A 22,381-nucleotide genomic window follows, 5' to 3' on the forward strand; every position below is an offset into this window, starting at 1 on the left:
GCGCTGGCTGCACCGATCGCAGTGCGGTCTCCAACACAACGATCAGAACTCGGCCGAGATCGCCGCCCGCAACAAAGTTGCCGCGGGCTCCACCAGCTCTTGCAGCTGCCCGGCCCGGTCCTGCTCGATAGAGTGCAGCACCATCTCGTTGATACCCCCCACCACGGCCATGGCCATCATCGGCTGCAGGGGCGTCTTGCGTTTGCGCTCACCCGGGCGGTTGTTCACCACGTCCAGCATCAGGTCGGCCAGTTGCTGGTTGGCGCGGCGGCGCGCGGCCAGGCCCGTCGGGCCCAGGCCCAGGATGTCGATGAACAAGGTGCGCAGCAGCACGGGGTTGCGCGCCAACACGCCAAAGTAGGCGGCCATGGCCTGCTCCACCTGGGCCTCCCAGTCGCTGTGCGGATCGATGGCAGCGCGCAGCACCGCAATCGCGTTGCCACTGGCCGCCTCGTACAGCGCGGTCAGGCACTCGGCCTTGTCGGCAAAATTTTCATAAAAGGTGCGGCGCGACACGCTGGCTTCGCGCACGATGTCGGCAATGGTAGTGTCGGCATAGCCCTTGGCGGCCACGGCGCGTGCCATGCCCTCCAGCAGGCGGGCGCGGTGTTCGGTGCCCGCAGCGGGTGCAACGGGCGCAGCAATTGGGGCGGTGACGTCACTCATGGAGGCTGATCGCAATGCAGAAAATTCGACGAGGTACTTGACAGTACCATAGTTGATCTGCATCATACAAATCCACCGGTACTGCAAAGTACCAAATCCATGCACCACCGCGCGGCCCCCTTGCGCCAGGAGCTTTCTTCATGACCGAACTCGTTGTCCGCCGCCTGCTGATCGACCTGGAGACGCCGTTTGCGCGCCACTGGTGTGGTGGCGACGCGTTTCGCTCTGCGCTGTTCAACGCGCTGTCGATGAGCTTTCCGGTGGGCGAGCAGTTCTTTATCGATGCCGTGCGTGACGGCCACAAGGCCCTGCCCCCCGACAGGCAGGCGCAGTTTGCCGACGAAGTGCGTGGCTTCATCGGGCAGGAGGCCACACACCGCCGCATCCACGCGCTGTTCAATGGCCACCTCGACCAGCAGGGCCTCGCCAATGAATGGGCCCCGCGTGCGCAAGAGCGCATGAAGCTGTTTGCGGGCGCCGACCCACGCCATCCGCTGGCTGTGACCGCTGCCAACGAGCACTTCACCGCCCTGCTCGCCGAATGGCTGCTTGCCCACCCCGAGGTGCTGCAGGGCGCCGAGCCGCGCCTGGCCACGATGTGGCAATGGCACTGCGCTGAAGAGTCCGAGCACAAGAACACCGCCTTCGACCTTTACCAGGCGCTAGGCGGCAACCACGAGTGGCGCATCACCTGGTTCCGCCGCATCACGGTGGTGTTCCTCGGCGATGTGCTGCGCCAGACGGTGCTGAACCTGCGCCGAGATGGCTCGCTGTGGAAATGGAGCACGTGGACCAGCGCCGCACGCACGCTGTTCGGCAAAGGCGGCCTGGTACGCGAGACCTGGCGCCCCTGGCGCGAGTACCTGCGCCCCGACTTTCACCCCAGCCAGCACGGCACCGACTTGTCGGCACGCTGGCTGGCAGAGCACAGCAACGCCTACACCCCAGTGGGTGCGCGCTGACAACCACGACCTGACACCATGACCCATCCCACCACGCCCCGGCACACAGGCCGGGCAGGCGCGGCTTTGCTCTGCCTGCTTGCATCTACCACCCTGACCCTGCTGCCCCTGCAGGCCCACGCCGCCCCTTTGGCATTTGACGCAGCACTGCAGCAGCTGCAGCAGCGCTCCGACCAGCTGGCCGCATCGCGCAGCGCCGTCGAAAGCGCCCAGCTGCGCCGCGACGCCATGCAGCGCCTGGGTGGCCCGGTGGTCAACCTGAGCGGCGCCGCCTATACCTACAACGCCAACCTGGACGTGGACCTGAACCCGCTGAATCGCGCCCTGCCCGGCGTGCTGTCGCAGCTGCCACCCCAGCTGGCGGGCTCACTGGCCCAGTTGCCGCATCTGCCGTCCAGCTACACGCTCAACCGCAGCAAGAGCGACACCACAGCCTCGGTCTCTGCCATCTGGCCGATCTACATGGGGGGCGCCAGCAATGCGGCCCGGGGCCTGCTGGATGCCCAGGCGCAAGAAGCCCAGGCCGACGCCGCCAAAACCAGCCATGAGGCCACCACCCTGCTGGTGCAGCGCTACTTTGGCGCCCAGCTGGCGCAGCGCGCTGCACTGCTGCGCGAATCGGCCCTGGCCACCATCGAGCAGCACGACGCCGCCGCACAGAAGATGCTGGACGCCGGCGTGATCGCACGCGTCGAACGCCTGCAGGCCCGCTCCGCGCTGGAAGAGGCCCGCCGCAACGCGCGCAAGGCCCGCGACGATGCCGAGCTGGCCGCCACGGCGCTGACCCGCACCCTCAAGGCGTCCGACCCTGTGACGCCCACCAGCCCCCTGTTTGTGCTGAGCCAGCCGGTCGAGCCCCTGCCCCACTTCATCGACACCGCCTTGGCCCACCACCCCGGACTGGACAAGGTGGCCGCCAAGAAAGAGCAAGCCACGCAACTGCATGCCGCACAGGAGGCACTGCGCAAGCCCCAGGTGTTTGCGTTTGGCCAGCGCCAGCTCAAGACCGGCCGCGATGCCGACTGGGTGGCCGGCGTGGGCGTGCGCTGGACGCTGTGGGACTCCATCGACCGCAACGCGCTGGCCGAGTCATCCAACCGCCAGATCGAGCAGGCTGAGCGCACCGGCGCGCAGGCGCAGAACGACATTGCCCTGCTGGTGGAAAAGCGCTGGCAGGCCCTGGAGCAGGCGCGCCGCGCCTACTTTGCGCTGCAGCCGGGTCTGGAGCTGGCCGACGAAGTGCTGCGCCTGCGCATCTCCGGCCTGAAGGCGGGCACCAGCACCACACTGGATCTGATCGACGCACAGGTCAACCAGGCCAAGGCCCAGACCGAACGCGCGCAGGCCGCCCACGACTACGTGAAGGCGCTGGCCGATCTGCTAGAGGCCTGCGGCCTGTCGGAAGACTTTGGCAAATACATGGCGCGCGCTGATGCGGTGCGGGTGGAATGAGTAAAGGTGGAACGAACATGAGCAAGAACAACAGCAAAAAAGCGGCCGTGATCGGCACGGTGGCCTTTGTGGCCGTGGCAGGCTTTGTGGGCTTTGGCCTGTGGAAGGCCTCGCAGCCTGCACCCGAGGTGTTCCAGGGCCAGATCGAAGCGCAAGAGGCCGACATCGCCCCCAAGGTCACCGCGCGCATCGCCCAGATCCTGGTGAAGGAAGGCGACCAGATCGCCGTGGGTGCACCGCTGATCCGCATGGACAGCCCCGAGGTGAAAGCCAAGCTGGCGCAGGCCACCGCCGCCCAAGAGGCTGCCCAGGCCGTGGCCGACAAGGCCCAGCACGGCGCGCGCCCGCAAGAGATTGAAATGGCCCGCCTGAACTGGCAGCGCGCCGTGGCCGCCGCCGACCTGGCCGAGTCGTCCTTCAAGCGCGTGGACGGCCTGGCCCGCGAGGGCCTGGTGGCGGCGCAAAAACGCGACGAGGCCGAGGCCAACTTCAAGGCCTCGCGCGACCAGGCGCTGGCCGCCAAGGCCCAGTACGACCTGGCCCGCGCCGGTGCCCGCAGCGAAGACCGATCCGCCGCCAGCGCCCAGGCGCGCCAGGTGGCGGGCGTGGTGGCGGAGGTGCAGGCGGCCCAGGCCGAGACCGAGCTCAAGAGCCCCGTCGCCGGCGAAGTGGCCAAGGTGCTGGCCCGCACGGGCGAGCTGTCGCCGCAGGGCGTGGCCGTGGTCACGGTGGTGGACCTGAAGGACCAGTGGGTGGTGCTGAATGTGCGCGAAGACCGTCTGCAGCGCTTTGCCATCGGCAACGAGTTTGACGCCACGCTGCCCGCGCTGGGCGGCAAAACCGTGAAGTTCAAGGTCTACCACACGGCTGCGCTGCCCGACTTTGCCACCTGGCGCGCCACACGCGCAGGCCAGGGCTTTGACGCCCGCACGTTTGAAGTGCGCGCGCGCCCGGCGGCCCCCATCGAAGGCGCACGCCCCGGCATGACGGTGCTGGTGAACTGAAATGCGACACCCCCCTGAGCGCCTTCGGCGCTTCCCCCCGCTCTCGCAACGCTATGCGTTGCGGGCAGGGGGACGCAGCCCTCGCTGCGGGGCGGCCCTTGCTCGGCTGCCCTCTCCGGGCCGCGCCTGTTCCGAATTCCGCGACGGGACTGGAGCGCGATGGAAAACCGATCCCAAAAAGTGCCTCCAGCGCTTATCTTACAAGCGCAAAAAGCTATGAATTCAATAGCAAGCAGCCTTCGCCGCGAAGCCCGCCGCCTGGCGGCCGATCCGTGGGACCTGGCCATGGTCACCTGGGTGCCGCTGCTGGGCGTGGCGCTGCTGTGGTGGATCTTCTCGGCCGGCCTGCCGCGCCACCTGGCGGTGGGCGTGGTGGATGACGACCACTCCAGCCTGTCGCGCCAGCTGGTGCGCATGCTGGACGCCACACCGGGCGTGCAGATCACCCAGCACTTCACCAACGCGGCCGAGGCCGAACGCGCGCTGCGCGCGGTGGACGTGTACGCCGTGGTCTCCATCCCGCGCGACTTTGCGCGCACAGTGAAGGAAGGCCGCGCAGCGCAGGTCACGCTGCTGCACAACGCGCAGATGTCCACCCACTCGGGCCTGCTGCAGCGCGATGTGCGCACGGCCGTGGGCACCTTGTCGGCCGGTGTCGAGATGGCCGCGCGCAACAAACGCGGCGAAAGCGCCCAGGCCGTGCACGTGAGCATGGAGCCCATCCACACGCAGATGGTGGCGCTGTTCAATGTGTCCAGCAACTACGAGCAGTTTCTGGGCGCGGCGCTGATCCCCGCCCTGCTGCACATCCTGGCCATGACGGCCGGCGCCTGGACGGTGGGCCGCGAGCTGCGCGACCGCACGCTGGGCGAGTGGCTGGGCGCAGGGGGCTGGGTGCGCACTGCAGGCGCGCTGGTCGGCAAGCTCGCCCTGCCCTGGGTAACACTCACGCTGGTGGGCCTGCTGGCGCTGGTGGGCATCACCTGGGGCCGGGGCTGGCACCCGCCGGGCAACCTGTGGTGGGTGGCTGCGGCGCTGGCGCTGCTGATAGCGGTGTCGATCACCGCAGGCGCTGCGCTGGCGGGCATCACGCGGTCGCTGCGCACTGCGCTGTCGGGCGCTGGCTTTTTTGCGGCACCGGCGTTTGCGTTCAGCGGCGTGGCGTTTCCCCTTTCGGGCATGCCCGGCAGCGCACGCGCGTGGGCCGAAGCCATGCCGTTCACCCACTACATCCGCCTGCAGATCGAGCAGCTGCAAATGGGCGCCCCGGTGGCTACCAGCGTCTCGACGATGGTGGCGCTGATCATCGCCACCGCCGCGCTGTGGCTGGTAGGCGCCACCGCGCTCACATTGGCGCACAAGCGCCCAGACACCTGGGGAGGCCGCTGATGAACACACCGATGCAACCCATGCCGGTGACCACGCCACCCCACCAGGGCCTGCTGGGCGCCTGGTTGCAAGCGCTGGCCACCGTGGTGCGCGACAAGGGCGTGCTGCTGCTGTTGGTAGGAGCGCCCGTGCTGTACGGTTTTTTCTACCCCTGGTTCTATGCCGACGAGGTACTGACCCGCGTGCCGGTGGCCGTGGTGGATGGGGACCACACCAGCCTGTCACGGCAGATCACCCGCTTTGCCGACGCTGACCCGCGCATCGAAGTGCGCCTGGTGGCCGCCAGCGAACGCGAGGCGCAGGAGGCCCTGTGGCGCGGCGAGATCGAGGGCTACGCGGTGATCCCTGCCGGGCTCAAGCGCAGCGTGGTGCGCGGCGAAAACGCCGTGGTCAGCATCGAGGCCAACGGCGCCTATGCGCTGCTCAACAAGGCCGTGCAATACGGCTTTGCGGAAGCCGTCGGCACCGTGTCTGCCGGGGTCGAGATCCGCAAGTTGCAGGCCAGCGGCCAGAGCGCCCCCCAGGCCCGCGCCAGCCGCACGCCGGTGCAACTGCAGATGGTGGCGTTGTTCAACCCCACCGAGGGCTACGGCAGCTTTGTGGTGCCTGCTGTGGCGCTGCTCATCCTGCAGCAGACCTTGCTGATGGGCGCGGCCATGCTCACCGGCACCTGGGTGGAAAGCGGCCAGCACCGCGCCCGCGCCACCACCTGGCTGGGCCGCCTGCTGGCGCTGTGCACGCTGGGCTGGGCCAGCGGTCTGTTCTACTTTGGCTGGATCTTTGTGCTGCACGACTACCCGCGCGGCGGCAACCCGCCGGGCGCACTGGCGCTGCTGGCCTGCTACATCCCGGCCATCGCTGCGCTGGGTGTGTTGCTGGGGCTGTGGTTTGGCAACCGTGAACGCGCGCTGCAGGTGCTGCTGTTCACCACACTGCCCATCGCGTTCGTCGCAGGCTTCTCGTGGCCGGTGGAGGCGCTGCCCGAGCTGCTGCAGTGGCTGCGCTGGCTGCTGCCCAGCACCTCGGGCGTGCAGGCGTCGCTGCGGCTCAACCAGCTGGGCGCGCCGCTGTCCGCCGCGCTGCCTTACCTGTGTGCGCTGGTGGCGCTGGGTGCGGTGTGCGCAGGGGCCGTGCTGGCCCTTGCGAGGCCCTCAAGCACTTTGCGCCCTGGTGCCTAAGCAGCACAAGCAGCAAACGCGGCGGAGCGCGAGCGCAGAGCTTACTGAGGGTGGGCAGCAGCCTGTTGCCCGGTACGCAAGCGCACCGGGCCGCTGCGCTCTTCCACTGCCGCCTGCACTTCCTTGCGCAGGCCCAGTGCAAACGCCCACTCGGCCAGCACAAACAGCGGGCCCACGATCAGGCCCACCAGGTCGTCCACAAAAGCGGGCTTGCGGCCTTCGTAGTAGTGGCCCACGAACTGGATCACCCAGCCCACGGCAAACAGGCCGATGCCCGTGGCGAGCCAGACGGCCAGAGTCTGTGCCGCCACCCATTGCCCGCCCACCAGCATGGCGGCCAGCAGCGCGGCCATGGCCAGGCCAAAACGCATGTCCAGCCGGAAGTAGAAAACACTGGCCGCCAGCGCTGCCAGCAGCGCCGGGCTTAGCGGCAGCGCACCCACCATCCAGGTCGGGCGCGACAGAAGGATGACGACGGCGAACATGATCATGGGAACGCCCACAAAATGGGTGTGGATGTTGCGCGGATCGCGGTGGTAGTCGGCGTATTGGGAGAGGTGGTCGATCAGGGTTTTCATGGGTGTCTCCAGCATGTGTTTTGCGCAGCATCAATACTCGCTCTCGGGCCGCGCCAGCGTCTGTCGTGCAGACGACAAAACCCCGCCGCCCTCCTGCCCCGTTCACTCGCATCCCATGTCCACCCCTTCTGCCTATTTACCCGTCCTCCAGACTGGCCGCTGGTTTGCCCACCTGCCGCCCGACTTTGCCCAGCCGCTGATTGCCATGGCGCAGTTGCGCCATCTGCCGACGGGCGAGGTGCTGTTCCGGCGCGGCGATGCGCCCTGTGGCCTGTATGCGGTGGTGCGCGGCGCGGTCAGCATCTCGGGCACCGGGGGGCGGGCCGACGAGGCGCGTGCGGCGCTGTTGATCCGCCTGGAGCCGCCGCACTGGTTTGGCGAGATCTCGGTGTTTGACAACTCGGCCCGCACCCACGATGCACAGGCCACCGAACCCACCACCCTGGTGCACATCCCGCACGAGCGGCTGCAGCACTGGCTGCAGGCCCACCCGCAGCACTGGCATGCGCTGGCCTTGTTGATGACCGACAAGCTGCGCTCGGCCTTCGTGGCGATGGAAGAGCTGGCGCTGCTGCCCGCCCCACAGCGCCTGGCGCGGCGCCTGGTGATGATGGCCGAGGGCTACGGGCAGTGGACGGCCGAAGGGCAGTCGCGCCGCGTGATCGAGATCTCGCAAGAGCAGCTGTCGCTGATGCTGGCGATCTCGCGCCAGACCACCAACCAGATCCTCAAGGACCTGGAGTCGCGCCAGCTGGTGCGCGTGCAGCGCGGCGAGGTGGAGATTCTGGACCTGGCCGGCCTGCGGAGGGCCTGCGCCTGATTACTATTAAATCAATAGCAACCAAGGCATATTGCACTAGCGCATCGGCGTGTTTTCACACAAATACTAAGCACACATTCCATTTCCGGGCAAAATGGCGGCCATGCAACTCAACTACATCGCCAACGCCTCGGTGCCCTCGTCCTCGGGCCGCACGATCCCCGTGATCGACCCGTCCGACGGCCAGCCCTTCGACGAGATCCAGCGCAGCAACGCCGACGACATCGATGCGGCGGTGCATGCGGCGCGCCAGTGCTACCACGCGGTGTGGCAAAAGATGGCGCCCGTGGACCGGGGCCGCCTGCTGCAAAAGCTCTCGGCCAAGATCCTGGAACATGCCGACGAGCTGACCGCGCTGGAACAGCGCGACTGCGGCAAGCCCACCAAGCAAGCACGCGCCGACGCCATTGCGCTGGCCCGCTACTTCGAGTTCTACGCCGGTGCGTGCGACAAGTTCCACGGCGAGACCATCCCCTACCCCGACGGCTACAGCGTGTTGACCTGGCGCGAGCCCCACGGCGTCACGGGCCATGTGATCCCCTGGAACTACCCCATGCAGATCTTTGGCCGCAGCGTGGGCGGCGCCCTGGCGGCGGGCAATGTGTGCGTGGTCAAGCCTGCCGAAGACGCCTGCCTCTCGCTGATCCGCGTGGCGCAGCTGGCAGCGGAGGTTGGCTTTCCTGCAGGGGCGCTCAACATCGTCACCGGCTATGGCCATGAGGTGGGCGACGCGCTGGCGCGCCACCCCGGCATCGACCACATCAGCTTCACCGGCAGCCCCAAGATCGGCACGCTCATCCAGCAGGTGGCTGCCGAACGCCACTGCCCCGTGACGCTGGAGCTGGGCGGCAAGAGCCCGCAAATCATCTTTGCCGATGCCGACCTGGACGCCGCCATCCCCGTGGTCATCAACGCCATCGTGCAGAACGCGGGGCAGACCTGCTCGGCGGGCTCGCGCGTGCTGATCGACTCGCTGATTTACGAACCCCTGCTGGAGCGCCTGGGCAAGGCGTTTGAAAAGCTGCGCGTCGGCCCCGCTGCCATGGACCTGGACGTGGGCCCGCTGATCCGCCAGACGCAGCAGCAGCGCGTGTGGGACTTCCTCTCCGACGCGCAGGTTGCAGGCATCCCCATGGTGGCCCAAGGCGTGGTGGTGGACGACGCGCCCGAGACTGGCTACTACCAGCCCCCCACCTTGCTGCGCGATGTGCCCGTGGGCCACCGCCTGGCGCAGGAAGAAGTGTTCGGCCCCGTGCTGTCGGCCATGGCCTTCCAGGACGAAGACCACGCGGTGGAGCTGGCCAACGCCACGCAATTCGGCCTGGTGGCCGGCATCTGGACGCGTGACGGCGCGCGCCAGTTCCGCATGGCCAAGCGTGTGCACAGCGGCCAGGTGTTCATCAACAACTACGGCGCGGCCGGCGGTGTGGAGTTGCCGTTTGGCGGCGTCAAATCCAGCGGCTATGGACGCGAAAAGGGCTTTGAGGCGCTGTACGGCTTCACCACCTTGAAGACCGTTGCCATCAAGTACGGTTGAAGAGGCGTTGCAGGGTGTCCCGCTGGCGCGCGACGGTGCTGGCAGGCCCCGCTAACCTCGGCTGCTTCTGTACGACGATTTTTCTTCCCCATGCCCCTGAGCCCCCCCGCCCCCCGCACCCTGAAGCATGTCCGCCGGGTGAACTACCAGGGCTTTGAACGCGACGATGGCCTGTGGGACATCGAAGGCGAGCTGCATGACAGCAAGGCCTACGACGCCCCCTCGCACCGCGACCCGACGCGCACGCGCCTGGCGGGCGAAGCCATCCACCACATGTGGCTGCGCGTGACCGTGAACCGCCAGCTGGTGGTGCAGGCGGTGGATGTGTCCATGGATTCGCATCCGCTCAAAGGCTGCACCGAGGCCCAGGCAGCGCTGCAGCGCATGGTGGGCTGCAGCATGGCACGCGGCTGGCGCCAGGCCATCCAGAAGCACCTGGGCGGCGTGGAAAGCTGCACGCACCTGCGCGAGCTGCTGTTCAATCTGGCCACGGCAGCATTCCAGTCGGTGCCTGCGGTGTTTTCGTCCAGCGATCCCACCGAGCCGCCGCGCCACCTGGGCCAGTGCACAGGGTGGGACTTCAACGGCAATGGCGTCAAAGAGTTCTTTCCGCAGTTCTATGGCCGGGAGCCCAAGGCACCCGCCCCGGCAGCCCCTGCGGCCGATACAGCTTCGGCCACTGAAATTTCAGCCCCATCGGGCGCTAGCGCTAGCTGAATATGCGCTCGTAGCTATCAATTTTGATATATCACCACAACCCATCGGAGACACCCATGCGTGTGCAGAACAAATCCATCATCGTCACCGGCGCTGGCAACGGCATTGGCGAAGGCATCGCCAAGCGCCTGGCCGCTGAAGGCGGCAAGGTCATCGTCAACGACATCAACGAGGTGGGAGGCCAGCGTGTGGTGGCCGAGATCACGGCCGCCGGCGGCACCGCCGCGTTCTTCAAGGCCGACGTGACGAAATCCGCCGAAGTGAAGGCGATGGTCGAAGAAGCCGTGCGCCTGTACGGCCGCCTGGACGTGGTGGTGAACAACGCAGGCTGGACGCACCGCAACCGCCCCATGCTCGAAGTGAGCGAGGACGAGTTCGACAAGGTCTATGCCATCAACATGAAGAGCATCTACCTGAGCGCCATCCACGCCGTGCCCGCACTGCGCCAGGCGGGTGGCGGCAGCATCATCAACATCGCCTCCACCGCCGGGCTGCGCCCCCGCCCAGGCCTGACTTGGTACAACGGATCCAAGGGCGCCGTCATCATCACCAGCAAGTCCATGGCCGCTGAGCTGGGCCCCGACAACATCCGCGTGAACTGCATCAACCCCGTGTTCAACCCCGACACCGGCCTGGCCGCCGAATTCGCGGGCGGCCCGGTGGACGATGCGCGCCGCGCCAAGTTCCTGGCCACCATTCCGCTGGGCCGCTTCTCCACCGCGCTGGACGTGGCCAACGCCGCGCTGTACCTGGCGAGCGAAGAGGCGTCGTTCATCAGCGGCGTGTGCATTGAGGTGGATGGCGGGCGCTGCGTTTAAGTCAGCAAGCAAACAATCAGGCGTCGCGGCATGCTCTGTGAAGCAGCCACCACGCCCCTTTTTGAGCGGCCCAATCCGCACTAGGGCAGTGCGGATTGATTTGACGGTGCAGGCCCTGCTGCCTATAGTGCCGCCGATGTTTGCGAGCCACTCTCCCGCCACAGCTGCCAGCGCCACCGCGCCGCTGCGCCGTGGCGCGCGCTCGCAGGCCACGCTCCAGGCCGGTGACCGCGCTCTCTGCACCCTCGCTGCAGATTCCTGAGCCCGGCGACACCCCCTCCCCTCCGCATTCTTTTCGCGCACCTCTTGTCGCCGGGCCCCACGCCCAGCGCCAGCTTGCGCCTTGGCAACCGCCGGGGCGCGGACGTCAGGAGTGTCCATGCCCCCGTTCCCTTCAGGCGAGATTTCGCTCGCCCCGTGCGCCCTTGCGCACAGCCTGCCCGCCGATGAGGCCATCGCCAACCCGTCTGCCGCCACCGACATCACCCGCCACTTCATCCGCGCCAAGCGGCCTTGTGCCGATGGTTACCGCTGGTACCTGCGCCGCCAGGAGGGTGCCAGCAACTACCAGGCACTGCTGGACGACCTGGTGCGCGAGGGCCGCGTGGAAGACGCGTGCTGGATGCTGGACCAGTTCGGCCCCACCAACGATGTGCTGGAGGTGGACCACCTGGAGGCAGACGCGCTGGTGTTTGCGGGCAGTGTGCGCTGCCGGGGCCATGCCGACGTGGAGGGTGTGCTGCGCACCGGCCGCAGCCTGAGCGTGCTGGGCGGCCTGCGGGTGGGCGGCGCGCTGCGCGTGGGCGAAGACCTGCGCGTGGCGGGCGCGGTGCGCTGCGAGGGCAGCGCGAGGCTGCACGGCGATGCGCGCGTGGGCTGGTCCCTCACGGTGGCGCAGCGGCTGCAGTGCACAGGCAGCCTGCGTGTGGGCGGCGAGCTGGACTGCGCCGCCGCCGCCCACGTCGGTGGCCACTGCCGGGTGGCCCAGGATCTGCGGGTGGTGGGCGACCTGGGCTGCGACGGCGGCATCAAGGTGGGCGGGCATCTGCAAGCCGATGCCGCCGTGCAGGCCGCCCGGGGCGTGTGGGCCATGGGCGATGTGGACTGCAAGGGCCACCTGCAGGTGGGCTGGGGTGTGCGGGCCGGTGGTCACATCCACACCGGCGGGGCCATCCGTGCGGGCGAGAGCCTCTGGGCAGGTGAAACGATTGCCGCAGGCGACGCCTATGGCGTGTATGCGGGCCTGGACGTGCCCTTGCCCGACTGGCCCCACAGCGCCCAGGTGTGCGCACGCGAACAGCCAGCACGCCTGCTGAGCGGCTGCTGGACCGGGGGCACGGGGAGCACGCCATGATGGCCAGCGCCCTTTGCCTGCACCTGCCCGGCCATGCCCCCACCGCCGGAACCACCAAGGCATCGACCAGCCCCGGCCTGCTGGGCCGCTGGGCCCAGTGGCTGACCGAACTGCGCATCGACGTGGACCTGTCGGGCCGCGACATTCAGCGCGAGTTCGATGCGCTGTACGACCGCATTCGCACCAACCACCGCACGCGCGATGCGATGCAGCCGCTGCCCCTGCATCTGCGCGGGCTGGTGTTCCGCCTGCGCGAGGCCGATGGCGAATATTTTGTGTACGCCATCGACCCGCTGCGCAACCGCATCGTGGCCTACACCGTGTTCAACCGGCTGGTGGAGGTGGACCGGCGCACCGACCGCCACCTGCGCGCACCCCACACCAAGGTAGCGCTCGGCTACCGGCGCATGGGCATTGCCACCGCCATCTACCGCTGGTGGCTGGACTCCGGCCGCAGCCTCATGACCGGCGCACGCCAGTCTGCCGGCGCGCACGGCCTGTGGATGGCCCTGGCGCGCGACTATGAGCTGGCAGCGGTCCGCATCGACGCGCACAAGCGCGTGCAGCACTTGCCGCTGCCACCGCCGCCGGGATTTTTCGACGCGCTGGATACGCGGCTGGTGCTGGTGGGGCGCGATTGCCGTTTGGCGGAATTCACGCTGCCTGCCGCCTGTGGCGGCGACTGACCGGATGCGCCCAGCCGTGCGGTGCGGCTCAGCCCAGCACCTCGCGCAGGGCGGCCTCGTAGAGGCTGGTGAGCTTGTCCATCACGCCCAGCAGGCGTTCGCTGGTGGTTGCCACGGCACTGAGCCCTGCGTCATCGGCCGGGCGGCGCAGGGCGGAGTCGAAGAACAGCCACTGCGAGTCGGCCAGCTCCAGCTCGCTGCGGATGGCGGGCGTGGACACCGGCGCTGTTTTCAGCGTCTGCAGCGCCTGCCGGAAGTCGGCCGCATCGGCCACCAGCTGCGCCTGCACGACCTTCGACTCCACCTTGGCCGCATTCAGAAAATAGTTCTTGGCCAGGCGCTGCGACAGCATGCGCTGGCGGCCCGCCAGGTTGACCAGGCGGGCGCTGGGGGCCTGTGCCATCTTCTCGATGGACTCGGTCACGGTCTGCGCGACCAGCAGCGTGCGATCTGCCTGCTCGGACGCCGCAACGACCAGTGCGGTCTGGGTGGCCGGCGCTGCCGTCAACTGGTTGAGCAGGGCAAACTGCTTTTGCACATCGGCCAGTTGGCGCCCCACATCGGCAGGCCATTGCCCTGACTGCATGCCCCGGGCCAGCTCGTTGCTGCCGGACTGCACCATCTTGCGTGCCAGCCCCATCACGTCCACCGCAGCGCCCGGCAGCACCTGCAGGTACTGTTGGCAATAGGCCTTGGCCATGCGTTGCGACAGTGCACGGAACCAGCCCGCATAGTTGATGGCCCCCGACAATCCCATCTGTGCCTGGGCCCCATTGGCCCAGGTGGGCAGCAGGATGCCCGCCGCCACCCATTGCACCGCCACACGGCGCTGGCATGGCATGGCGTCGGCGGAGAACCTGTTCAATAGCTCGCGAACCGGCATGGGAACCCCCTGAAATCGGATGCCCGCATTGTTGCAACGCAGCATTTCGACGCCCTGCGCCAGATCAAACATCCCCCATCCGCGGGTCCCACACCTGCGAAGACACAGAACCCATCTTCAGGGTCATTGGCGGGCGGGCCCACTGATGCGCACCAAACCTGACACACTGCGCCGTTCAGGAGACATACATGTTGATACAACTGACCTATGCCAGCCGCACCTCCCGTGTGCTCGGCCCTGCGGACATCAAGGACATCTTGGGCGCGTCGCAGCGCAACAATGCCCGCGCGGGCATCACTGGTGCGCTGTGCCTGAACAACGGCATCTTCCTGCAGCAGCTCGAAGGCGACCGTGCTGCGGTCAACGCGCTGTACCACCGCCTGCTCAAGGACACGCGCCACAAAGACACGGCCGTGCTGGACTTTGGCGAGATCCCGCACCGCCGGTTTACCAGCTGGTCCATGGGGCTTCTGGGCTCGTTGGACGCCAACCGGCAGCTGTTCCTCAAATACTCCAGCACCCCCGATTTCGACCCGTTCAGCATGAACACCTTGACGCTGCGCAGCTTCTTTGACGAGATCCTGCAGAACGTGCGCTGGCTGGAGTGAGAAAATGCGGGGCATGTGCCCTCCCGTCCTGCTGAACGAGCCCACCCATGTCTGAACGCGTGATTCCGCTGGTCGATGAGCGCCTGGCCGCGCTGGCAGCCACGGTGCCAGCGCGGCTGGTGAGCCCCACGGGCCAACTCACCGACACGCGGGGCCGCCCGCTGCGCGACCTGCGCATCAGCGTGACGGACCGCTGCAACTTCCGCTGCAACTACTGCATGCCCAAGGAAGTGTTCGACAAGGACTACCCCTACCTGCCGCACGGGGCGCTGCTGAGCTTTGAAGAAATCACGCGGCTGGCGCGGCTGTTTCTGGCGCACGGCGTGCGCAAGATCCGCCTGACCGGCGGCGAGCCCCTGCTGCGCAAGAACCTCGAAGACCTAGTGGCGCAACTGGCCCAGCTGCGCACCGTGGATGGCGTGGCGCCCGACCTCACGCTCACTACCAACGGTTCATTGCTCGCACGCAAGGCCCAGGCACTGAAAGACGCCGGCCTGAACCGCGTGACCGTGAGCCTGGACGGCCTAGACGACACGATTTTTCGCCGCATGAACGATGTGGACTTTCCGGTGGCCGATGTGCTGGCCGGCATCGAGGCCGCGCATGCGGCGGGGCTGTCGCTCATCAAGGTCAACATGGTGGTAAAGCGCGGCACCAATGACCACGAGATATTGCCCATGGCGCGGCACTTTCGGGGCACCGGCACCACGCTGCGCTTCATTGAATACATGGACGTGGGCGCCACCAACGGCTGGCGCATGGACGAGGTGCTGCCCTCTGCCGAACTCATCGAACGCCTGCGCGCCGAACTGCCGCTGGTGCAACTGGACCCGAGCAGCCCCGGCGAAACCGCCGAGCGCTGGGGCTATGCCGATGCCCAGGGCCGGCACGACCCCTCGCTGGGCGAGGTCGGCGTGATCAGCAGCGTGACCCAGGCCTTCTGCCACGACTGCAACCGCGCACGCCTGTCCACCGAAGGCAAGCTCTACCTGTGCCTGTTTGCCAGCCAGGGCTACGACCTGCGCAGCCTGCTGCGCGGGGGCGCGAGCGATGCAGAGATTGCCTCGGCCATCGCCCCCATCTGGCAGCAGCGCAACGACCGCTACTCCGAGTTGCGCAGCAGCCTGCCCGCCGACACCGGCCAGGGCGCACGCCGCGTTGAGATGAGCTACATCGGGGGCTAGTGTGCTGTCCCGCAAATAACTGCACATGAAATCGCGTCCTCACCCCCAGGGCTGCGTTACAAATCCTCGCGATAGCTACAGCTATCACTGCGGTTTGCGCCTTGCCTTGGGCGCGATGCCATCGATTTCATTTCGTGCAGCTATTTACGGGACAGCACACTAGCAGCTCTGTAGAAAAAGCGTTGTGCTTATTGACAGCGCCGGCTATCTAGCAAACTACCCATTGCCCACAGGATTTCAATTGATCAATCAGCAAGACATCACCGGCCTGGTCCTCGCAGGGGGCCGCGGCTCCCGCATGGGCGGGGTGGACAAAGGCCTGCAGAACTTTCGCGGCCTGCCGCTGGCCTTGCACACGCTGATGCGGCTACAGATGCAGACCGGCGCCACCATGGTCAATGCCAACCGCAATCTGGCGGCCTACGAGGCCTTTGGCACGCCGGTGTGGCCGGACGTGCTGAGCGACTACGCCGGGCCCCTGGCAGGCTTTCTGACCGGGCTGGAGCGCTGCGAAACCCCCTGGCTGCTCACGGTGCCCTGCGACACGCCGCTGTTTCCGCTGGACCTCGCCCAGCGCCTGGCGGCAGCGGCAGACGCCGAGGGCGCCGACATTGCCATGGCCGCAGCCCCGGAAGACGACGGCAAGGGCCAGATCACCGTGCGCCCGCAGCCGGTGTTCTGCCTGCTGCGCGTGGACCTGCTGGAAAGCCTGGTCGCCTTCACCCAGGCCGGTGGCCGCAAGATCGACGCGTGGACCGGCCAGCACCGCTGCGCCATCGTGCCGTTCGACCAGCCGGGCGACGACCCCCAGGCCTTTTTCAACGCCAACACGCTGGCCGAGCTGCACGCGCTGGAAAACAGCAGCGCGCCCCAGGCCTGACCCGCGCGCCAACCCCAATGAACAGTCGCCCCCCGGTGGACGCTGGCGCGGTGCAGATCCGCCCCCTGGTCGCCGCAGACGCGGTGGCCTACAAGGCTTTGCGGGACGAGGCACTGCGCACAGCGCCGGATGCCTTCACCTCGGACTACGAATCTTCCGTGGGCCGCGATGCCAGCGAGTACGTGGCGCGTTTCGGCGCGCTGGAGTCCGGCCAGTTTTTCCTGGGCGCCTTCGACAAGGCGGGCAAGCTGCTTGGCTGCCTGGGCTGCGAGCGCGAGCAACGCACCAAACAGCGCCACTGTGCGGTGGTAGTCGGCATGATGGTGTCGCCTGCTGCGCAGCGCCGGGGCGTTGGCCGGCAGCTCGTGGATGCCTGCGTGCAGGCCGCCAGCCAGGTGCCGGGGCTGACCCAACTGGTGCTCACCGTCACCGCGTCCAACCAGCACGTGGTGCGCCTGTATGAGCAGGCCGGGTTCCGCCCCTGGGGCCTGCTGCCCAACGCCATCGTGGTGGATGGCGTGGGCTACGACAAGCTGCACATGGTGCGGCTGCTCTCCCACTGACTTCAAGCGAATCCCACCCATGAAAACCATTGCCCAGATTGCCGCCGAGTTGCAAGGCTACGACCCGCAGGCCCTGAGCGCCGCCGATGTGAACCAGTTTCTAGACCGGCTGGTTGAGCCCGTCACCGCCACCGAAGTGCTGCAGCTGTTCAGCGCGCTGGGCCGCGTGCTGGCGCAGGATGTGATCTCGCCCGTCAGCGTGCCGCCCCACGACAACTCGGCCATGGACGGCTACGCTTTTGCGGGCGCGCAACTGGTGGCTGGGCAGCCGCTCACCCTGCGCGTGGTGGGCACCGCCCTGGCGGGCAAGGCCTGGGCAGGCGCGGTGGCTGCGGGCGAGTGCGTGAAGATCATGACCGGCGCCATCATGCCCGCCGGGCTGGACACCGTGGTGCCGCAGGAGTTCACCACCGCCGCTGCCGACGGCCAGATCACCATCGCAGCCGATGTGCTGCGCGCCGGAGACAACCGCCGCTTCAAGGGCGAAGACATCATGGAAGGCCGCGTGGCCCTGGCCCGTGGCGAGCTGCTGACGCCCGCCGCCCTGGGCCTGGTGGCCAGCCTGGGCCTGCCCAGCGTCACAGTGGTCCGCCGGCTGCGGGTGGCGTACTTCTCCACCGGCGATGAGATCCTGAGCCTGGGCGAGGCTCCCCGTGAAGGCGCCGTGTATGACAGCAACCGCTACACCGTGTTCGGCCTGCTCACGCGCATGGGGGCGGAGGTGATTGACCTGGGCGTGGTGCGTGACGAACCCGCGCTGCTTGAAGCCGCCTTCCGCCAGGCAGCCCAGCAGGCCGACGCCATCATCACCAGCGGCGGCGTGAGTGTGGGCGAGGCCGACCACACCCGCACCATGATGAAAAAGCTGGGCGACGTGGCCTTCTGGCGCATCGCCATGCGCCCGGGCCGCCCGATGGCTGTGGGGCGCATCAACAACTCAGAAAATCAAGCCCTTTCGGCCTCAGGCGCTAGTGCATCAAGCGCTGGAAGCTATCAAAATGATATCAACACACCCACCGGCGGCGCCGTGCTGTTCGGGCTGCCCGGCAACCCCGTGGCGGTGATGGTGACCTTCCTCGCCTTTGTGCGCCCCGCCCTGCTGCGCATGATGGGCAGCACCCGCGCGGCGCCCCCGCTGCTGCGCGCCATCAGCACCGAGCCCATGCGCAAGAAGCCCGGCCGCACCGAATACCAGCGTGGCCTGGTCACCACTGCGGCCGACGGCACACTGCAGGTGCGCACCACCGGCAACCAGGGCTCGGGCGTGCTCAGCTCCATGGTGCAGGCCAACGGGCTCATCGTGCTGCACCACGGGCAGGGCAACGTGGCGGTGGGCGATGCAGTGGACGTGATGGTGTTTGAGGGCGTGATCTGACACGGCAATGCGCCGCCAGCCGGTGCATGGCATCGGCCGTCAAGGTAACCTGAAACCAGCCTCTCGCCCTGTTCACAAACCGCGAATCACGCCATGCCCTACGCCGCCCAACACCTTGCACAACCCCCATCCCGAAACGATGTGGACCGCCTGCCCGGCGCCACGGTGGTCGAGTTCGGCACCCCCTGGTGCGGCCACTGCCAGCGCGCCCAGCCATTGATCGAAACCGCCCTGAGGGACCGCGCGGACATTGCCCACGTCAAGGTGGAAGACGGCCCTGGCCAGCGCCTGGGCCGAACGTTCGGCGTGAAGCTGTGGCCAACACTGGTCTTTATGAAGGACGGCAAGGAAGTAGCGCGCCTGGTGCGCCCGCAGAACGGCCAGGAATTGCAGGACGCGGTGCAGGCGGTGCTGGCCTAAGCCACCCGCGCTGCAACCCGCTGGACCCAGACCGTCCTCACGCTGGCACTGCACAACAGAAAGCAGAAAGGGCCCTGCCGGGCCCTTTCTTGTCTTGCTTTGCTTTTGCTGTTTTGGCAGCTCGCTTTGCACTCCCACTGAAGGCTACTTGGCCACATAGTCGTGCGGGTGCAGCGGGTGGGCCGGCTGATCCACAGCCACCGCTGTGTTGGCCCCCGGCACCGCTTTGCGGGCAAACAGCGTGTACATGGTGGGCACCACAAAAATGGTGAGCAGCGTGCCCAGCGACATGCCACCCACAATCACCCAGCCGATCTGGGTGCGCGTTTCGGCGCCAGCGCCCGAGGCCAAAGCCAGGGGAATGGCGCCCAGCACCATGGCCCCCGTGGTCATCAGGATGGGGCGCAGTCGCTGGGCCGAGGCCTTGACCAGCGCGTCCACCATCTCCATGCCCTCTTCGCGCAGCTGGTTGGTGAACTCCACGATCAGGATGCCGTGTTTGGTGATCAGCCCCACGAGCGTAATCAGCCCGATCTGCGAATACACGTTGAGCGAGCCGCCGCTCCATTTGAGCGCCAGCAGCGCGCCGATCATCGACAGCGGCACCGACACCATGATGACCAGCGGGTCAATGAAGCTCTCAAACTGCGCGGCAAGCACCAGGAAGATGAACACCAGCGCCAGCACAAACACCACGCCCAGCGCGCCTTGCGAGTTCTTGAACTCGCGCGAGGTGTCGTTCAGGTCGGTGGTGTAGCCGGGCTTGAGCACCCTGGCCGCCGTCTCGTTCATGAAGGTGATGGCCTGGCCCAGCGAGTAGTCGGACGAAAGGTTGGCCGTGATGGTGGCCGAGCGGCGCTGACCAAAGTGGTTCAGCTCGCGCGGGCTCACGCTCTCCCGCACTTTGACCAGACTGGTCAGCGGAATCATCGCGTCATTGCGCCCGCGCACGTAGATGGTGTCGATGTTCTCGGGCGTGGTGCGGCCCCGCGCCTCGGTCTGCACGATCACGTCGTACTGCTCGGCATCGCGTTTGTAACGTGTGACGGTGCGGCCGCCCAGCATGGTCTCGATGGCTTTTGCCACCACTTCCACACTCACGCCCAGGTCGGCGGCGCGTTCACGGTTGACCTCGATCCGCAGCTCGGGCTTGTTCAGGCGCAGGTCCACGTCGGGGGACACGATGCCGGGGTTCTGCGCAATCTCGGCCATGAAGGCAGCCACCACCTTGCTCAGGTTTTCGTAGCTGTCCGAGGTCTGGATCACGTAGGTGAGTGGCCGCGAGCGAAAGCCCTGGCCCAGCGATGGCGGCGTGATCAGGAAGGCATTCACGCCGGGCAGGCCCGCCACCTTGGGCTGGAGCTCCTTGGCCAGGGCCAGCGTGGTGCGGTCGCGCTTTTCCCAGTCCACGGTGCGGTAGATCACGCTGCCTTGCGCCACCGTGGGGTTGCCAATGTTGGCAAACACGCGGTCGAATTCGGGGTAGGTGTTGCCGATCTTTTCCAGCTCCAGCGCATAGCGGTTGGTGTAGTCCAGCGTAGCGCCGTCGGGCGCGGTCACACTGGCCAAAATGGTGCCCCGGTCTTCCAGCGGAGAAAGCTCCTGCCGCATGCTGGGGAACACCAGCACCAGCGCCGCGCCGCTCAGGGCCATGACGCCCAGCACGATCCAGCGTGCCTGGAACAGCGCACCCCGCACGCCACTGCGCCCCGCGCCCGCACCACCCCAGCGGGCCGTGACGATCCAGCGCAGCAGGCGGCCATAGGCATCCGAGAGTGCGGTGAGCCAACGCTCCATGGAGCGGTCAAACCAATTGGGATTCGGGTTGTGCTTGAGCAGCAGCGAGCACATCATGGGCGAGAGCGTCAACGCCACAAAGCCCGACACCACCACGGCTCCGGCCAGCGCCAGCGCAAACTCCACGAACAAGCGCCCCGTGCGGCCGGGTGTGAATGCGAGTGGCGCATACACCGCCACCAGCGTGAGCGTCATGGCCACGATGGCAAATCCGATTTCGCGTGCGCCTTTGATGGCGGCAGAAAACGGGTCGAGCCCCTCTTCGATGTGGCGGTAGATGTTCTCCAGCATCACGATGGCGTCGTCCACCACCAGGCCAATGGCCAGCACCAGCGCCAGCAGCGTGAGCGTGTTGATCGAAAAGCCGGCCAGCGACATCAGCGCAAAACTGCCCACCAGGCTGACCGGGATGGTGATGATGGGGATGATGGACGCACGGAACGTGCGCAAGAACACAAAGATCACCAGGGCCACCAGCACCACGGCCTCGATGATGGTGGAGTACACGCTCTTGATGGAGCGGTCGATGAACAGCGAGTTGTCGTTGGCAATGTCGATGCCGATGTCTGGCGGCAGGTCGGCTTTGAGCAAGGGGATCATGGCGCGCACGCCTTTGGACAGCTCCAGCGGGTTGGCCGTGGCCTGGCGGATCACACCCACCGAGATCGCATCGCGGCCATTGAGCCGCACGCGGCTGCGGTCGCTGGCGGGGCCTTCTTCAACCCGTGCCACATCACGCACGCGCACCGAAAACCCATTGACCGTGCGGATCACGATGTCGGAAAACTGCGCCGGGGTTTTCAGGTCGGTCTGGGACGTCACGCTGAACTCGCGCTGCTGCGATTCAATGCGGCCTGCCGGCAGCTCCAGGTTATTGCGGCGGATGGCGTCTTCCACGTCCTGCGTGGTCAAGCGATAGCCGGCCATGCGCTCGGGGTCCAGCCACACGCGCATGGCGTATTTGCGCTCGCCATAAATCGGCACATCCGCCACACCGGTCACCGTCTGCAAACGGGGCTTGACGATGCGGTTGATCAGGTCATTGATCTCCAGCGGGCTGCGTGTATCGCTGCTGAAGGCGAGCCACAGCACGGGCGATGCATCGGCCTCCACCTTGGCAATCACGGGCTCATCCACCGCGAGCGGCAGGCGGTTGCGCACACGGGCGGTGCGGTCGCGTACTTCAGCGGCGGCGTTGTCAGCGTCCTTCTCCAGGCGAAAGCGCACGCTGATCTGGCTTTGCTCGGCCCGGCTGATGGAGGTGATCACATCCACGGCGTCGATACCGGCGATGGAGTCTTCGAGCGGCTTGGTCACCTGCGATTCGATAACCTCGGCCGACGCGCCCGCATACCGCACGCTGACGGTGACCACGGGTTCGTCGATCTTGGGGTATTCGCGCACCGACAGGCGTGTGAAGCTCACCGCGCCAATCAACAGCACCAGCAGTGACAGCACGGTGGCAAACACCGGCCGGCGGATGGAGATTTCAGCGAGTTGCATGGCAGTC

General features: G+C 67.1%; 21 protein-coding genes. 17 read left to right on the top strand and 4 right to left on the bottom strand.

All coding sequences use genetic code 11. The annotated features are described in order from the left end of the window. Positions 1–42: 42 nt before the first annotated feature. Complete coding sequence (locus ACTJKQ_RS20475; protein ID WP_146872370.1) at positions 43–666, bottom strand: TetR/AcrR family transcriptional regulator; 624 nt, start codon at positions 664–666, stop codon at positions 43–45. Between the two features lie 140 nt (positions 667–806). Here ACTJKQ_RS20475 and ACTJKQ_RS20480 point away from each other — a divergent pair, with 140 nt between their 5' ends. From ACTJKQ_RS20480 to ACTJKQ_RS20500, 5 genes are all read left to right on the top strand, one after another. Then, a complete protein-coding gene (locus tag ACTJKQ_RS20480) occupies positions 807–1,628 on the top strand; it encodes a metal-dependent hydrolase (RefSeq protein ID WP_056743529.1) in 822 nt (273 codons plus the stop codon). A gap of 18 nt (positions 1,629–1,646) precedes the next feature. Then, a complete protein-coding gene (locus ACTJKQ_RS20485; protein WP_440597917.1) occupies positions 1,647–3,080 on the top strand; it encodes a TolC family protein in 1,434 nt (477 codons plus the stop codon). A 17-nt stretch (positions 3,081–3,097) separates the two neighbouring features. Next, positions 3,098–4,084 (top strand): HlyD family secretion protein, encoded by a 987-nt coding sequence (locus ACTJKQ_RS20490; RefSeq protein ID WP_108499354.1) that lies wholly within the window; start codon positions 3,098–3,100, stop codon positions 4,082–4,084. A 216-nt stretch (positions 4,085–4,300) separates the two neighbouring features. After that, the gene (locus ACTJKQ_RS20495; RefSeq protein ID WP_440597918.1) at positions 4,301–5,473 is read left to right on the top strand and encodes an ABC transporter permease; all 1,173 of its coding nucleotides are present in this window, start codon (positions 4,301–4,303) and stop codon (positions 5,471–5,473) included. Beyond that, entirely contained in the window at positions 5,473–6,651 is a 1,179-nt protein-coding gene (locus ACTJKQ_RS20500; RefSeq protein ID WP_440597919.1) for an ABC transporter permease, read from the top strand. Before ACTJKQ_RS20495 ends, ACTJKQ_RS20500 begins: the two co-directional genes overlap by 1 nt. Positions 6,652–6,692: 41 nt before the next feature. Here the strand turns inward: ACTJKQ_RS20500 and ACTJKQ_RS20505 are convergent, their stop codons facing one another. Next, complete coding sequence (locus ACTJKQ_RS20505; RefSeq protein ID WP_440597920.1) at positions 6,693–7,229, bottom strand: Mpo1 family 2-hydroxy fatty acid dioxygenase; 537 nt, start codon at positions 7,227–7,229, stop codon at positions 6,693–6,695. A 115-nt stretch (positions 7,230–7,344) separates the two neighbouring features. On the opposite strand from ACTJKQ_RS20505, the gene ACTJKQ_RS20510 reads away from it, so the two are divergent. The 6 genes from ACTJKQ_RS20510 to ACTJKQ_RS20535 all read left to right on the top strand — a co-directional run bounded on the left by ACTJKQ_RS20510 (position 7,345) and on the right by ACTJKQ_RS20535 (position 13,161). Then, the gene (locus tag ACTJKQ_RS20510) at positions 7,345–8,049 is read left to right on the top strand and encodes a Crp/Fnr family transcriptional regulator (RefSeq protein WP_440597921.1); all 705 of its coding nucleotides are present in this window, start codon (positions 7,345–7,347) and stop codon (positions 8,047–8,049) included. 103 nt (positions 8,050–8,152) lie between these two features. After that, the gene (locus ACTJKQ_RS20515; RefSeq protein WP_440597922.1) at positions 8,153–9,586 is read left to right on the top strand and encodes an aldehyde dehydrogenase family protein; all 1,434 of its coding nucleotides are present in this window, start codon (positions 8,153–8,155) and stop codon (positions 9,584–9,586) included. 90 nt (positions 9,587–9,676) lie between these two features. Continuing rightward, positions 9,677–10,303 (top strand): DUF2889 domain-containing protein, encoded by a 627-nt coding sequence (locus ACTJKQ_RS20520; RefSeq protein ID WP_440597923.1) that lies wholly within the window; start codon positions 9,677–9,679, stop codon positions 10,301–10,303. A gap of 56 nt (positions 10,304–10,359) precedes the next feature. Continuing rightward, the gene (locus tag ACTJKQ_RS20525) at positions 10,360–11,121 is read left to right on the top strand and encodes an SDR family oxidoreductase (RefSeq protein ID WP_440597924.1); all 762 of its coding nucleotides are present in this window, start codon (positions 10,360–10,362) and stop codon (positions 11,119–11,121) included. A 379-nt stretch (positions 11,122–11,500) separates the two neighbouring features. Beyond that, complete coding sequence (locus tag ACTJKQ_RS20530) at positions 11,501–12,475, top strand: hypothetical protein (protein WP_440597925.1); 975 nt, start codon at positions 11,501–11,503, stop codon at positions 12,473–12,475. Further along, positions 12,475–13,161, top strand: a complete 687-nt coding sequence (locus tag ACTJKQ_RS20535) for a hypothetical protein (RefSeq protein ID WP_440597926.1) — start codon at positions 12,475–12,477, stop codon at positions 13,159–13,161. Before ACTJKQ_RS20530 ends, ACTJKQ_RS20535 begins: the two co-directional genes overlap by 1 nt. 28 nt (positions 13,162–13,189) lie before the next feature. Here the strand turns inward: ACTJKQ_RS20535 and ACTJKQ_RS20540 are convergent, their stop codons facing one another. Continuing rightward, entirely contained in the window at positions 13,190–14,044 is an 855-nt protein-coding gene (locus tag ACTJKQ_RS20540; RefSeq protein WP_233193723.1) for a type IV pili methyl-accepting chemotaxis transducer N-terminal domain-containing protein, read from the bottom strand. A gap of 188 nt (positions 14,045–14,232) precedes the next feature. On the opposite strand from ACTJKQ_RS20540, the gene ACTJKQ_RS20545 reads away from it, so the two are divergent. From ACTJKQ_RS20545 to ACTJKQ_RS20570, 6 genes are all read left to right on the top strand, one after another. After that, positions 14,233–14,652, top strand: coding sequence for a BLUF domain-containing protein (locus ACTJKQ_RS20545; RefSeq protein ID WP_056067298.1), 420 nt, complete (start codon positions 14,233–14,235; stop codon positions 14,650–14,652). Positions 14,653–14,699: 47 nt separating this feature from the next. Next, positions 14,700–15,836, top strand: a complete 1,137-nt coding sequence (gene moaA, locus ACTJKQ_RS20550) for a GTP 3',8-cyclase MoaA (protein ID WP_440597927.1) — start codon at positions 14,700–14,702, stop codon at positions 15,834–15,836. A gap of 241 nt (positions 15,837–16,077) precedes the next feature. Further along, a complete protein-coding gene (gene mobA / locus ACTJKQ_RS20555; protein WP_056067294.1) occupies positions 16,078–16,716 on the top strand; it encodes a molybdenum cofactor guanylyltransferase MobA in 639 nt (212 codons plus the stop codon). A gap of 17 nt (positions 16,717–16,733) precedes the next feature. Further along, entirely contained in the window at positions 16,734–17,279 is a 546-nt protein-coding gene (locus tag ACTJKQ_RS20560) for an N-acetyltransferase family protein (RefSeq protein ID WP_440597928.1), read from the top strand. 19 nt (positions 17,280–17,298) lie between these two features. Beyond that, positions 17,299–18,654 carry a molybdopterin molybdotransferase MoeA gene (gene moeA / locus ACTJKQ_RS20565; RefSeq protein ID WP_440597929.1) on the top strand — a complete coding sequence of 452 codons (1,356 nt, stop codon included), beginning with the start codon at positions 17,299–17,301 and terminating at the stop codon, positions 18,652–18,654. A 93-nt stretch (positions 18,655–18,747) separates the two neighbouring features. Then, the gene (locus ACTJKQ_RS20570) at positions 18,748–19,074 is read left to right on the top strand and encodes a thioredoxin family protein (RefSeq protein WP_440597930.1); all 327 of its coding nucleotides are present in this window, start codon (positions 18,748–18,750) and stop codon (positions 19,072–19,074) included. A 144-nt stretch (positions 19,075–19,218) separates the two neighbouring features. Here ACTJKQ_RS20570 and ACTJKQ_RS20575 read toward each other — a convergent pair whose 3' ends face one another. Then, on the bottom strand, positions 19,219–22,374 hold the full coding sequence (locus ACTJKQ_RS20575; protein WP_440597931.1) for an efflux RND transporter permease subunit: 3,156 nt from the start codon (positions 22,372–22,374) through the stop codon (positions 19,219–19,221). Positions 22,375–22,381 lie beyond the last annotated feature (7 nt).

Origin of the sequence: Acidovorax sp. 22279 (assembly GCF_052045435.1) — a bacterium.
Lineage (GTDB): Bacteria > Pseudomonadota > Gammaproteobacteria > Burkholderiales > Burkholderiaceae_C > Acidovorax > Acidovorax delafieldii.